Genomic DNA, 12,865 nt, shown 5'->3' on the forward strand with positions numbered 1-12,865 from the left:
GTACCGCGTTACGAACGCCCTCACATGGAAATATATTCCGTGTGTGGGCTTTTTCTATCCGTCATTTTGTATATCTTTTATTAGGGCGTTAAGTCGCTTTGATGAACTTGAGTTCTATCTACAGCTTCTTGCCTACTACTAAAAGCAAACAAAAGCCGGATTCATACAGAAGGAGGAAGAATTTATGACAACTAAAGGATATTTCGGACAATTTGGTGGTAGTTTTGTACCAGAACCAATTCAGGTTTTACTAGATGAATTAGAAGTGACTTTTGAAAAATACAAGGATGATCCAGAGTTTTTAGCTGAGTTTCGCCATTACTTGAAGGACTATTCGGGTCGTGAAACACCGCTTTACTATGCAGAGAGCTTGACAGAGCACTTAGGTGGCGCTAGGATTTATCTCAAGCGCGAAGATCTGAATCACCTTGGTTCTCACAAGCTCAACAACGTTTTAGGACAAATCCTTCTAGCAAAACGCATGGGTAAAAAGCGTGTCATTGCTGAGACAGGAGCTGGCCAGCACGGTGTTGCGACAGCTGCAGCTGCAGCTAAGTTTGGTATGGCATGTGATGTCTACATGGGGGCAGAAGATGTGGAGCGTCAACGTCTCAATGTCTTCCGCATGGAGATGATGGGAGCAACTGTTCACGCAGTTGAAACTGGTACTCGTACCCTCAAAGATGCGGTTGACGCAGCCTTTGGAGCATGGATGAATGACCTTGAAGCCTTCTACGTTTTAGGCTCTGCTGTGGGACCTCACCCTTATCCAACGATTGTTCATGAATTCCAAAAAGTCATCAGTGAAGAATCTCGTCGTCAAATCTTGGAAAAAGAAGGACGACTGCCAGACTACGTTATTGCCTGTGTAGGTGGTGGTTCTAATGCCATCGGTGCCTTTTCACAGTATGTAGCTGATGAAGAAGTAAAATTGGTTGGGGTAGAAGCTGCTGGTCACGGTTTAGATACCGACAAACACGCAGCAACAATGACCAAGGGTAGTGTAGGAATTGTCGATGGAATGAAAACCTATGCAGTCTTTGGCGAAGATGGAAATGTTGCGCCAGTTTACTCTATCTCAGCAGGTTTGGACTATCCAGGGGTTGGTCCAGAACATGCCTTCTTTAAAGACTCTGGTCGAGTAGAATATGTAGCAGCGACAGACGAAGAAGCTGTTCAAGCCTTACTTTTATTAAGTAAAACAGAAGGAATTATCCCGGCGATTGAAAGCTCACATGCTATCGCTGAAGCAGTCAAACGCGCACCAAAACTAAGTAAAGATGAGATTATTATCATCAATGTCTCTGGTCGTGGAGACAAGGACGTAGCTGCCATTGCAGACTACCTTGAAGCTAAAAAATAAAAGATGGAAAAGATACAGAGATTTCTCTCACAGAGAGCTTGTGGTTGCTGAAAACAAGCAGAGAAAGCTGTAAGGTTGGGTCCATCTGAAATGAGAGAAGAAAACATAATTCTCAAGGGAGTGCCCTTTATCGCACAACCTGTTACAGGAGCTATCTGAGACAGGAATGAGAGATAGGAGAAATCCTATAATTGAGGTGGCACCGCGAATTTCGTCCTCACGCAAGTTATTTTGCGTGGGGATTTTTCTATATTTATCGTAGATATGGCTATCAGTTTTAAATTATGTTTCATCAATAGGTAGATTTCCATAAAATATTTGCGAACGAAGTGAGCATTGAACCGCTATTTCCCGCCATGGTGGTATCCTAGAGAAGCAAAGATGCTTCTCTAGGACGGAATTTTTGAGAGTAAAATAGTTCGGGGAACTATTTTAGCCTGAGCCTAGAAATGAATGAGCGAGGAGCTCAAAAATTAGGTCTTTCATTTCATGGTTTTCTAAAATCATCCACTGGATAATTTTACCTCCCGTCCGCACTATTTAAGGGAAATAGAAAAAGATAAATTAAAACTAAAATTCTATAAAGATACGAATCGAAAGGGAAATTACAATGGAAAGAATCATTCATGGAGATGTTTTATCACCAATCTTGGCTTATATGCGTTTGAACGGACAACACAAGGTCATACTTGAAAGTATCCCAAGAGAAAAAGAAAATGCTCGATTTTCTATCTTAGCCTATAACCCAGTTTTTGAAATTAAGTTCGAAAATGGAGTTCTTTATCAAAATGGCCAGGTGATTGATCGTGATCCTTTGGACTTCCTTTATGAGGTGACTCATGAGAGTCAGCACCATTCAGACCTACCTTTTGGTGGTGGAGCTATTGGCTTTGTTGGCTACGATATGATTTCTCTCTATGAAGAGATTGGCCAGCTCCCTGAGGATACGATTGGGACGCCAGATATGCATTTCTTCGTCTATGAGAGTTATATAGTTTTTGACCATAAGAAAGAAAAAATTCATATCATAGAGGATGCTCTCTACAGTGAACGTAGTAATGAAGAACTAGAAGTGGCTTTAGATCAGGTTTTAGAAGAGTTGAAAATCCCTGCTCCAAATGAATTTGAAGATTTGGACGTTTCTCCACTTCAGTTTAGACCACATATTGCAACTCAGAAATTTGAAGAAATGGTAGAAACAGCGCGCGACTTGATTCGCAACGGTGATATGTTCCAATGTGTACTCAGTCAGCGCTTCTCCGCAGAGGTAACTGGAAATCCTTTTGACTTTTACAGAAATCTTCGAGTGACCAATCCATCAAATTACCTCTACTTTTATGATTTTGGAGATTATCAAATCATCGGTGCCAGTCCTGAGAGCTTGGTTTCCGTCAAGAATGGTATCGTGACAACCAATCCAATTGCAGGTACGCGACCTAGAGGCACTAATGACGAGGAAGATGCAGCACTTGCAAGTGATTTACTTTCTGATGAAAAGGAAACGGCAGAACACCGAATGTTGGTGGATTTGGGACGAAATGATATCGGTAGAATTGCTGAAACAGCAAGTGTCCAAGTAACCAAGTATATGGAAGTCGAACTTTTCCGCTATGTCATGCATTTGACCAGCGTGGTTAAAGGACGTTTACTACCAGAATTAACTGCCATGGATGCCTTGAAGGCGACACTTCCGGCAGGAACAGTATCGGGGGCACCAAAGATTCGGGCCATGAAACGCATCTATGAACTAGAAACAGAGAAGCGAGGCGTATACGCAGGAGCTATCGGTTACTTATCAGCAACTGGAGATATGGATTTTGCCATTGCTATTCGAACCATGATTCTTAAAAATAAAATAGCCTACGTACAGGCTGGTGCAGGAATTGTTTATGATTCCATCGCTCAGAACGAATACCAAGAAACGATTAACAAAGCTAAATCTATGACTAGAATGGGAGAACTAAGACCATGATCTTATTGATTGACAATTATGATTCATTTACCTATAACCTGGCTCAATACATCGGGAATTTCGCAGAAGTTCAGGTTTTAAGAAATGATGACCCAGATCTTTATGAACATGCTGAAAAGGCAGATGGATTAGTTTTCTCTCCTGGCCCAGGTTGGCCAGCTGATGCTGGGAAAATGGAAGAAATGATTCGTGATTTTGCAGGTAAGAAACCTATTCTAGGGATTTGTTTGGGGCACCAAGCCATTGCAGAAGTCTTTGGTGGTAAGTTGGGCTTGGCTCCTAAAGTTATGCACGGTAAACAAAGCCAGATTCGATTTGAGACTCCATCAGTTCTCTATCAAGGAATTGAGGACAATCGTCCAGTCATGCGTTACCATAGTATTTTAATTGAAGAGATGCCAGAAGAGTTTGAAGTGACAGCTCGTTCGACAGATGATCAAGCCATTATGGGGATTCAACACAAAACCTTGCCGATTTATGGCTTGCAGTATCATCCAGAAAGTATTGGAACGCCAGATGGCCTATCTTCTATTCAGAATTTTATCGAGAAAGTTGTAAAGTGAGGAACACAAAATGAAAGAAATTATTGAAAAATTAGCCAACTTTGAAGATTTATCAAGTGTTGAAATGACAGATGTGATCGAACGCATCGTAACAGGGCGAGTGACAGAAGCACAAATTGCTTCACTACTTTTAGCCCTTAAGATGAAGGGAGAAACACCTGAAGAAAGAACAGCCCTCGCTCAAGTTATGAGAGGACATGCTCAACACATTCCAACAAATATTCAAGATGCTATGGATAACTGCGGTACAGGTGGAGATAAGTCATTTAGCTTCAACATTTCTACAACTGCAGCCTTTGTTTTGGCAGGTGGAGGAATCCACATGGCCAAACATGGAAATCGCTCTATTTCTTCTAAATCTGGGTCAGCAGATGTCTTGCAAGCTTTGGGAATCAATATTGATCTCAAACCATCACAATTGGGTAAGGTTTTTGACCGAACAGGAATCGTCTTTCTCTTTGCCAAAAACATGCACCCAGCCATGAAATACATTATGCCAGCTCGCTTGGAGTTGGGAATTCCAACTATCATGAATTTGACAGGACCGCTCATCCATCCAATGGTTTTGGAAACACAGCTTCTAGGAATCAGTCGTCCTGAACTTCTGGAAAGTACTGCTCAGGTCTTGAAAAACATGGGTCGCAAACGTGCCATTGTAGTAGCTGGTCCAGAAGGATTGGATGAGGCTGGTTTGAATGGAACTACCAGCATTGCCCTTCTTGAAAATGGTGAAATTACTTTATCAACCTTTACTCCAGAAGATTTGGGAATGGAACGCATTGCTATTGAAGACATTCGTGGGGGAAATGCTCATGAGAATGCAGCCATCCTTGTCAGTGTTCTTAATAACGAACCAAGTCCATTCTTGGAAACAACAGTCTTAAATGCAGGTCTCGGTTTCTATGCCAATGGTAAAGCAGACAGTATCAAGGACGGAGTTGAATTGGCACGTCAAGTGATTGCCAGTGGTAAGGCCCTTGAAAAACTCAGACTATTACAGGAGTATCAAAGATGAGTCAGGAATTTTTATCACGTATCCTAGAGCAAAAGGCGCGCGAAGTTGAAAAGATGGAGCGAGAGGAAGTTCAGCCCTTGCGCCAGACCTATCGTTTGGCAGAATTTTTGAAGAATCACCAAGACCGCTTGCAAATCATTGCGGAGGTCAAGAAGGCAAGCCCAAGTCTAGGGGATATTAATCTCGATGTAGATATTGTTCAACAGGCCCAGACTTATGAGGCTAACGGAGCAGTTATGATTTCTGTTCTGACAGATGAGGTTTTCTTTAAAGGTCATTTGGATTATCTGCGTGAGATTTCCAGTCAGGTAAACATTCCTACGCTCAACAAGGATTTTATTTTCGATGAAAAGCAAATCATCCGTGCTCGCAATGCAGGTGCGACAGTTATCTTACTCATCGTCGCAGCCTTGTCAGAAGAACGACTCAAGGAGCTTTACGACTATGCGACAGAGCTTAGTTTAGAAGTGTTGGTTGAGACCCACAATTTAGCTGAACTAGAAGTGGCCCACCGTCTTGGAGCTCAAATTATTGGTGTCAACAATCGCAATTTAACAACCTTTGAAGTCGACTTGCAGACAAGCGTAGACTTGGCCAAACACTTTAAGGATGATTGCTTCTACATTTCCGAATCTGCTATTTTTACAGAGGAGGATGCAAAACGTGTTGCACCATACTTTAACGGAATTTTAGTAGGAACAGCCCTCATGCAAGCAGAAGATGTAGCCCAGAGAATCAAGGAGCTGCAGATTGACAAAGGTTAAGATTTGTGGACTATCGACCAAAGAAGCCGTAAAAACAGCTGTGTCGGCTGGAGCAGACTACATTGGTTTTGTCTTTGCTCCTAGCAAAAGACAGGTGACCTTGGAACAAGCAGCAGAGCTGGCAAAGCTCATTCCTGTCAACGTTAAAAAAGTTGGAGTATTTGTTTCACCCAGTCGGGCAGAACTGTTAGAAGCGGTAGACAAAGTTGGTTTGGACTTTGTACAAGTTCACGGTCAGGTGGCGGATGATTTGTTTGAGGATTTGCCTTGTGCAAGTATTCAGGCTGTTCAAGTAGACGGGGATGGTCATGTACCCAATTCTCAGGCAGATTATCTACTCTTTGATGCTCCTGTGGCAGGGAGTGGCCAAACCTTTGACTGGGGCCGACTGGATACGACTGGACTAGCCCAGCCTTTCTTCATCGCAGGCGGGCTAAATGAGGACAATGTAGCAGGAGCGATTCAGCATTTCTCTCCCTTTGCAGTAGATGTATCAAGCGGAGTAGAAACAGACGGACAAAAAGATCATGAAAAGATTAGAAGATTTATAGAGAGGGTAAAGAATGGCATATCAAGAACCAAATAAAGATGGATTTTACGGGAAATTCGGTGGACGTTTTGTCCCAGAAACATTGATGACAGCAGTATTGGAATTGGAAGAGGCTTATCGTGAAAGTCAGGCGGATCCAAGTTTTCAAGAGGAGTTAAACCAACTTTTGCGCCAGTATGTAGGTCGTGAAACTCCTCTTTACTACGCAAAAAACTTGACCCAGCATATCGGCGGAGCCAAGATTTACCTTAAACGTGAAGACCTCAACCATACAGGCGCCCACAAGATTAACAATGCCTTAGGACAAGTTTTACTGGCTAAACGCATGGGCAAGAAGAAAATTATCGCTGAAACAGGTGCTGGTCAGCATGGTGTAGCAACTGCAACAGCTGCGGCTCTCTTTAACATGGAATGTACCATTTACATGGGTGAGGAAGATGTCAAGCGCCAAGCCCTCAATGTTTTCCGCATGGAGCTTTTAGGAGCTAAGGTAGAGGCTGTGACAGATGGTTCACGCGTGCTCAAGGATGCGGTCAATGCAGCCCTTCGTTCTTGGGTGGCAAATATCGATGATACCCACTATATTCTTGGTTCTGCCTTGGGACCTCATCCTTTCCCAGAAATTGTTCGTGACTTCCAAAGTGTTATCGGACGCGAAGCCAAACAACAGTACCGTGAATTGACAGGTGAAAATTTACCAGATGCCCTAGTAGCCTGTGTTGGTGGTGGCTCTAATGCCATCGGACTTTTCCATCCATTTGTGGAAAATGAGTCAGTAGCTATGTATGGTGTTGAAGCAGCAGGACTCGGTGTTGATACAGAGCACCACGCAGCTACCTTGACCAAGGGTCGTCCGGGTGTCCTTCACGGTTCTCTCATGGATGTGCTCCAAGATGCCCATGGTCAAATTCTTGAAGCCTTCTCTATCTCAGCAGGTTTGGACTATCCTGGTATCGGTCCAGAACATTCTCACTACCACGATATCAAACGTGCCAGCTATGTTCCTGTGACAGACGAGGAAGCCTTGGAAGGATTCCAACTCTTGTCTCGTGTGGAAGGGATTATCCCAGCCTTGGAATCTAGCCACGCTATTGCTTTTGCGGGGAAATTGGCCAAAGAACTCGGTCCAGACAAATCCATGATAGTCTGTCTATCAGGTCGTGGGGACAAGGATGTGGTTCAAGTCAAAGACCGCTTGGAAGCAAATGTAGCAAAGAAGGGAGAAGCTCATGCCTAAGACACTAACAGAAAAATTAAATGCTATTAAAGCAGCTGGAAAAGGAATTTTCGTTCCCTATATCATGGCTGGAGACCATGAAAAAGGTTTGGATGGTCTCGCTGAAACAATCCACTTTTTAGAAGATTTGGGAGTGTCTGCTATTGAAGTGGGAGTTCCTTTCTCAGACCCAGTTGCAGATGGTCCAGTTATCGAAGAAGCAGGCTTGCGCAGTCTAGCTAGTGGTACTTCTACACAGGCTCTAGTTGAAATTTTGAAGACTATTGAAACAGAAGTTCCACTTGTTATCATGACCTACTTTAACCCTCTCTTTCAGTACGGTGTGGAGAAATTGGTCAAAGACCTTTCTACTACAGCGGTCAAGGGATTGATTATCCCAGACCTCCCTCATGAACATGCTAATTTTGTAGAGCCCTTCTTGGCAGATACAGACATTGCTTTGATTCCACTTGTAAGCTTAACGACAGGAATGGAGCGTCAAAAAGAACTCATTGAGGGAGCTGAAGGTTTTGTCTATGCTGTTGCTATTAATGGAGTGACAGGAAAATCAGGAAACTACCGAGATGATTTGGACAAGCACTTGGCTCAACTTCATCAAGTGGCACATATTCCAGTATTGACAGGTTTTGGTGTATCCACACAGGCTGATGTAGAACGTTTCAATGAGGTATCGGATGGCGTTATCGTCGGTTCCAAGATTGTTAAGGCTCTGCATGAAGGACAAGTAGCAGAAATCGCTGACTTTATCCGAGAAGCACTAGCTTACCAAAAATAATCATACAAGCGGCCAGCAAGAGGAAAGGCACAAAAGGAAGTCTTTCCTTTTTCTTTAGTAGGAGAAAGGCTAGGATACCAGTCGTGGAGGCAAATTGAATTAAAATCAGCATTTCAGTTAGGCTAAAAATAAGTGCACAAGAAGCCAGAAAGAGAAAATCTCCAGCACCTATGCGGATATCGATAAAGTGAGCCAAAATTCCAAGGACAAGGAAGAAGACCATGACCAGATTCCAGCCAGAGGAAGCCATGAGGATTAGGTGGAAAGTCATCCAGACCAGTAGGGGATACTCCTGATGACGAAAGTCGTAGATGCCCAAAGTCAAGCCGGCAGTTATCAAGATGACTTGCCCCAAAGTTAAAAATCCCACAGACTCAGCTAGAAAGAGCAGTCCCAAAGACAACTCAAAGAAGGCATACCAGACAGGATAGCTTGACTTGCAATAGCGACAGCGAAAGCGATTGAATACCTGTGAGAGAAATGGAATCAAATCCAGTGGTCTTAAACGAGTCTGACAAGAATCACAGTGACTAGCAGGGAAGATAATAGACTGCTCAGGAAAGCGGTCAATGACTAAGCCTAGAAAGGAAGCAAGAATAGCTCCAACAAGAAAAAAGTAAAGGTGAATCATACTTATTAATTCGGAAAAAATAAGAGAAAGAGTATAATAGTTGGATAAAGGAGAAATTTTAGGAGCAAATATGAAAATTCACTTTGAAAAAGGACTTCAGATAGAAAATGCCCAACTCATTTGTCGCTGGTCTAATGCTTTGGGAGAGAGTTTTCAGAAGCAATGGATGGGACCCAAAATTTCTTATCCCTTGATTGTCCAATCCTTACAAAAGCTGGAAGGAATTTTTTCAATATTTGAAGGACAAGAGTTTGTGGGGCTTATCCAGAAAATCAGGCTAGAAGACAGGAATCTTCATATCGGGAGATTTTTTATCAATCCTCAGAAACAGGGGCAGGGATTAGGTAGCCAGGCTTTAAGGAAATTTGTTAGTTTGGCCTTTGAAAATGAAGACATAGATACTATTTCTCTAAATGTCTACGAGGCAAATCAAACAGCTTACAATCTTTACCAAAAAGAAGGATTTGAAATCGTTCAAATGGTTGAAGTACCTGTACGAAAATATATAATGAGAAAATCGAGGTAAGGACTAGTTGATATCTAAAACTGCACCCGTACAATTTTTGGTTTTCAAACTTGTTGCAGAGAAATTTTCTTGATAAAATAGATACATGACTAGATATAAAGCAATCATTTCCTATGATGGCTACGCCTTTGCTGGCTTTCAACGGCAACCACACGCGCGTAGTGTCCAAGAGGAAATTGAAAAAACTTTAACCAAATTAAATAAAGGGCAGGCCATTACCATCCATGGTGCAGGGCGAACGGATAGTGGTGTTCATGCGCTAGGGCAGGTTATCCACTTTGATCTTCCCTATCAGATGGATGAGGAAAAGCTTCGCTTTGCTCTCGATACTCAAAGTCCTGAAGATATAGATGTCATTTCGATTGAGGTAGTGGCTGATGATTTTCATTGCCGTTATGCCAAGCATAGCAAGACCTACGAGTTTATCGTGGATAGAGGGCGTCCTAAAAATCCTATGAGACGTCATTATGCCACCCACTATCCCTATCCACTAGATGTGGAACGCATGCAAAAAGCTGTGAAGAAATTAGAAGGAACCCATGATTTTACCGGTTTTACTGCTGCCGGAACAAGTGTGGAGGACAAGGTAAGAACAATCACGGAAGCCAGTCTTAGGGTTGACGAGACCGGTCAATTTTTGACCTTTACTTTCTCTGGCAATGGCTTCCTCTATAAGCAGATTCGAAATATGGTTGGGACCTTGCTGAAAATTGGTAATAACAGAATGCCGATAGAGCAGATTGACCTGATTTTGGAGAAAAAAGACAGACAGTTGGCAGGTCCAACTGCAGCACCCAATGGTTTGTATTTGAAGGAGATTCGTTATGAAGAATAATCGTATTTTAGCACTTTCAGGAAATGATATTTTTAGTGGTGGTGGACTAGCTGCTGACCTTGCGACCTATACTTTAAATGGTTTACATGGTTTTGTAGCTATGACTTGCTTAACTGCTTTGACAGAAAATGGATTTGAGGTCTTCCCGACAGATGAGACTATTTTCCAACAACAGTTGGATAGCCTAAAGAGCGTAGACTTTGGAGGAATTAAGATTGGTCTCTTACCGACTGTTGGTGTTGCTGAGAAAGCTCTTAACTTTATCAAGGAACGCACAGGAGTTCCAGTGGTATTGGATCCAGTTCTCGTTTGTAAGGAAACGCACGACGTTGCAGTCAGCGAACTCTGTCAAGAGTTGATTCGCTTTTTCCCTTATGTGACTGTCATTACACCCAATCTTCCTGAGGCAGAATTGCTAGCAGGCCAAAAGATTGAAACCTTGGACGATATGAAGGATGCAGCGCAGAAATTACATGACTTGGGTGCGCCAGCAGTGATTATTAAGGGTGGAAATCGTCTCAGTCAGGATAAGGCTGTGGATGTCTTTTATGATGGAGAGAATTTTACCATTTTTGAAAATCCAGTCATCCAAGGGCAAAATGCTGGTGCAGGATGTACCTTTGCATCAAGCATTGCCAGCCAGTTAGTCAAGGGAGAGGAGCTCTTACCAGTAATTGAAAGTTCCAAAGCCTTTGTTTACCGTGCCATTGCACAAGCAGATCAATATGGAGTAAGACAGTATGAAGCAAACCAAAACAAGTAAAATCGCCCTAGTATCCATCTTAGCAGCCCTATCCGTAGTTTTGGGCTATTTCGTAAAAATCCCAACACCAACAGGATTTCTAACACTTTTGGATGCAGGAATATTCTTTACGGCCTTTTACTTTGGGAGTCGCGAAGGAGCTGTTGTCGGAGGATTAGCGGGATTTCTAATTGACCTGATTTCAGGTTATCCCCAGTGGATGTTCTTCAGCTTGATTTTTCATGGTTCGCAGGGATATTTGGCAGGTGTTAAAGGGAAATGGCAGTGGCTAGGATTAGTCTTGGCAACCATCATCATGGTGGCAGGTTACGCTTTTGCATCGGCTTGGATGAATGGTTGGGGAGCAGCCCTACCAGAAATCGTCCCAAATCTTGTGCAAAATATCGTTGGTATGACAGTAGGCTTTCTTCTTTGTCATAGTGTGAAGAAAGCTAGATAATAGTAAAAAGAGCAATCCTCCAAGGGAACTATTGAAAAAACTCTGATTTTTTGCTAAAATGAAAGCTATGAAAACACTCTACGATGTGCAGCAATTTCTCAAACAGTTCGGTATTCTTGTCTATATGGGCAAACGTCTTTATGACATTGAATTAATGAAGATTGAACTATCTCGAATCTATGATGCTGGTTTGATGGATAAGCTGGATTATCTAGAAGCGGAGGCTGTCCTTCGCAGAGAGCACAAACTAGAATTAGACTATTTAGAAAAAAATGGAGATTAGATATTATGGTAATTTGGGTATTATGGGGACTTGTAGTGGCGATGTTGGCATGGATGGGATACAACTATCTTCGTATTCGCCGTGCAGCAAAAATTGTAGACAATGCAGAATTTGAATCTTTGATTCGTACAGGTCAGTTAATTGACCTGCGTGAGCCAGCTGACTTCCACAGAAAACATATCCTCGGAGCTCGTAATATTCCTTCAAATCAATTGAAGACAAGTCTTGCAGCTCTTCGCAAGGATAAACCTGTCCTTCTATATGAAAACCAACGTGCGCAACGTGTAACCAATGCAGCACTTTTCTTGAAAAAACAAGGTTTCTCAGAAATTTATATCCTTTCTTACGGATTGGATTCTTGGACAGGCAAGGTTAAGACCAGCTAACATTTTGTAAAAAGTTATTGAATTGTAGATAAATCTAGCTTTTTATGATATAATTAATTTGTATTAAATTTAAGGAGTTTTTATTATGCAAGAAAAGAAAAAAGCATCACTTGTTTTAGGTATCCTATCTATCGTCCTTGGTTTGTTATCTCCAATCGTAGGTCTTGTTTTGGGTATCATTGGTCTTGTCTTGGCTAATTCGCACGAAAAACAATCTGGACTAGTGTATAAAACAGAAAAAATTCTCAATATCGTAGGGCTTGTCATTTCTGTACTTAACTGGATTGCAGGACTTATCTTAATGATGCATTAATCAGGGTTCTAACAAAAAAAGCTTTAGTTTTAAAGCTTTTTTTGTTTGATCCAATCTTCTCGAAATAGGTATGAATCATTCTAATGCTTCTTGACTCAGGGGCAAGTTTACATACAGCAAAATTGGTTACACCGTAGATAAAATCTCTTTATATGGTATAATGAATCTGTGATAAATTTAAGGAGTTTTTATAATATGGATACACAAGAAAAGAAAAAAACTTCATTTGTTTTAGGTATCCTATCTATCGTCCTTGGATTGCCATCTCCAATAGTAGGACTGATTCTAGGTATCGTTGGACTAGTCATAGCTAATTCAAGTCAAAAAGAATCTGGTCTAGACTTTAAAAGAGAAAGAATCCTAAGTATCGTGGGGATCGTAGTTTCTGTCCTTAGCTGGATTTTGGACATCGCTTTATTTTATAGCTTAGCAAGAATCTAAAAAAGCTTT

At 41.9% G+C, this 12,865-nt stretch carries 17 protein-coding genes and 2 other annotated features (1 of these 19 only partly in view); of the genes, 16 read left to right on the forward strand and 1 reads right to left on the reverse strand.

All coding sequences use genetic code 11. The features are described from left to right. Positions 1-25: a binding site (T-box leader), on the forward strand (it extends 207 nt beyond the left edge of the window). Positions 26-184: 159 nt separating this feature from the next. From trpB (KBU52_RS00145) to trpA, 8 genes are all read left to right on the forward strand, one after another. Then, a complete protein-coding gene (gene trpB, locus KBU52_RS00145) occupies positions 185-1,363 on the forward strand; it encodes a tryptophan synthase subunit beta (RefSeq protein ID WP_254723919.1) in 1,179 nt (392 codons plus the stop codon). Then, positions 1,354-1,585 (forward strand) — a binding site (T-box leader). (Overlaps the previous gene by 10 nt.) A gap of 388 nt (positions 1,586-1,973) precedes the next feature. After that, a complete protein-coding gene (trpE, locus tag KBU52_RS00150; RefSeq protein ID WP_254723920.1) occupies positions 1,974-3,335 on the forward strand; it encodes an anthranilate synthase component I in 1,362 nt (453 codons plus the stop codon). Continuing rightward, complete coding sequence (locus tag KBU52_RS00155; protein WP_254723921.1) at positions 3,332-3,898, forward strand: aminodeoxychorismate/anthranilate synthase component II; 567 nt, start codon at positions 3,332-3,334, stop codon at positions 3,896-3,898. The genes trpE and KBU52_RS00155 overlap by 4 nt, the downstream gene beginning before the upstream one ends. Before the next feature lie 10 nt (positions 3,899-3,908). After that, the gene (gene trpD, locus KBU52_RS00160; protein WP_254723922.1) at positions 3,909-4,913 is read left to right on the forward strand and encodes an anthranilate phosphoribosyltransferase; all 1,005 of its coding nucleotides are present in this window, start codon (positions 3,909-3,911) and stop codon (positions 4,911-4,913) included. Beyond that, on the forward strand, positions 4,910-5,677 hold the full coding sequence (gene trpC / locus KBU52_RS00165; protein ID WP_254723923.1) for an indole-3-glycerol phosphate synthase TrpC: 768 nt from the start codon (positions 4,910-4,912) through the stop codon (positions 5,675-5,677). Before trpD ends, trpC begins: the two co-directional genes overlap by 4 nt. After that, positions 5,664-6,263: a phosphoribosylanthranilate isomerase gene (locus tag KBU52_RS00170; protein WP_254723924.1), complete on the forward strand. Its 600-nt coding sequence runs from the start codon at positions 5,664-5,666 to the stop codon at positions 6,261-6,263. The genes trpC and KBU52_RS00170 overlap by 14 nt, the downstream gene beginning before the upstream one ends. Then, on the forward strand, positions 6,241-7,464 hold the full coding sequence (gene trpB, locus KBU52_RS00175; RefSeq protein ID WP_254723925.1) for a tryptophan synthase subunit beta: 1,224 nt from the start codon (positions 6,241-6,243) through the stop codon (positions 7,462-7,464). The genes KBU52_RS00170 and trpB (KBU52_RS00175) overlap by 23 nt, the downstream gene beginning before the upstream one ends. Then, positions 7,457-8,239 carry a tryptophan synthase subunit alpha gene (gene trpA / locus KBU52_RS00180; RefSeq protein ID WP_254723926.1) on the forward strand — a complete coding sequence of 261 codons (783 nt, stop codon included), beginning with the start codon at positions 7,457-7,459 and terminating at the stop codon, positions 8,237-8,239. Before trpB (KBU52_RS00175) ends, trpA begins: the two co-directional genes overlap by 8 nt. On the opposite strand, the gene KBU52_RS00185 is transcribed toward trpA, so the two are convergent. After that, on the reverse strand, positions 8,208-8,870 hold the full coding sequence (locus tag KBU52_RS00185) for an A24 family peptidase (RefSeq protein ID WP_254723927.1): 663 nt from the start codon (positions 8,868-8,870) through the stop codon (positions 8,208-8,210). The two genes, trpA and KBU52_RS00185, sit on opposite strands and share 32 nt — an antisense overlap. A gap of 70 nt (positions 8,871-8,940) precedes the next feature. Here KBU52_RS00185 and KBU52_RS00190 point away from each other — a divergent pair, with 70 nt between their 5' ends. The 8 genes from KBU52_RS00190 (at position 8,941) to KBU52_RS00225 (ending at position 12,856) form a co-directional block, all read left to right on the forward strand. Then, a complete protein-coding gene (locus KBU52_RS00190; RefSeq protein ID WP_006152739.1) occupies positions 8,941-9,396 on the forward strand; it encodes a GNAT family N-acetyltransferase in 456 nt (151 codons plus the stop codon). 85 nt (positions 9,397-9,481) lie between these two features. Continuing rightward, a complete protein-coding gene (truA, locus tag KBU52_RS00195; protein ID WP_006148963.1) occupies positions 9,482-10,231 on the forward strand; it encodes a tRNA pseudouridine(38-40) synthase TruA in 750 nt (249 codons plus the stop codon). Beyond that, positions 10,221-10,994, forward strand: a complete 774-nt coding sequence (locus KBU52_RS00200) for a bifunctional hydroxymethylpyrimidine kinase/phosphomethylpyrimidine kinase (protein WP_254723928.1) — start codon at positions 10,221-10,223, stop codon at positions 10,992-10,994. The genes truA and KBU52_RS00200 overlap by 11 nt, the downstream gene beginning before the upstream one ends. Beyond that, complete coding sequence (locus KBU52_RS00205; RefSeq protein ID WP_254723929.1) at positions 10,972-11,433, forward strand: ECF transporter S component; 462 nt, start codon at positions 10,972-10,974, stop codon at positions 11,431-11,433. Before KBU52_RS00200 ends, KBU52_RS00205 begins: the two co-directional genes overlap by 23 nt. Before the next feature lie 58 nt (positions 11,434-11,491). Then, positions 11,492-11,716 (forward strand): YqgQ family protein, encoded by a 225-nt coding sequence (locus KBU52_RS00210; protein WP_024053574.1) that lies wholly within the window; start codon positions 11,492-11,494, stop codon positions 11,714-11,716. A gap of 5 nt (positions 11,717-11,721) precedes the next feature. Continuing rightward, a complete protein-coding gene (locus KBU52_RS00215; protein ID WP_254723930.1) occupies positions 11,722-12,102 on the forward strand; it encodes a rhodanese-like domain-containing protein in 381 nt (126 codons plus the stop codon). An 85-nt stretch (positions 12,103-12,187) separates the two neighbouring features. Then, positions 12,188-12,415: a DUF4190 domain-containing protein gene (locus KBU52_RS00220; RefSeq protein WP_254723931.1), complete on the forward strand. Its 228-nt coding sequence runs from the start codon at positions 12,188-12,190 to the stop codon at positions 12,413-12,415. 195 nt (positions 12,416-12,610) lie between these two features. Further along, complete coding sequence (locus KBU52_RS00225; protein ID WP_254723932.1) at positions 12,611-12,856, forward strand: DUF4190 domain-containing protein; 246 nt, start codon at positions 12,611-12,613, stop codon at positions 12,854-12,856. Positions 12,857-12,865: the final 9 nt, after the last annotated feature.

The organism is Streptococcus sp. 9.1(2021) (genome assembly GCF_030466425.1).
GTDB classification, from domain to species: domain Bacteria; phylum Bacillota; class Bacilli; order Lactobacillales; family Streptococcaceae; genus Streptococcus; species Streptococcus wuxiensis.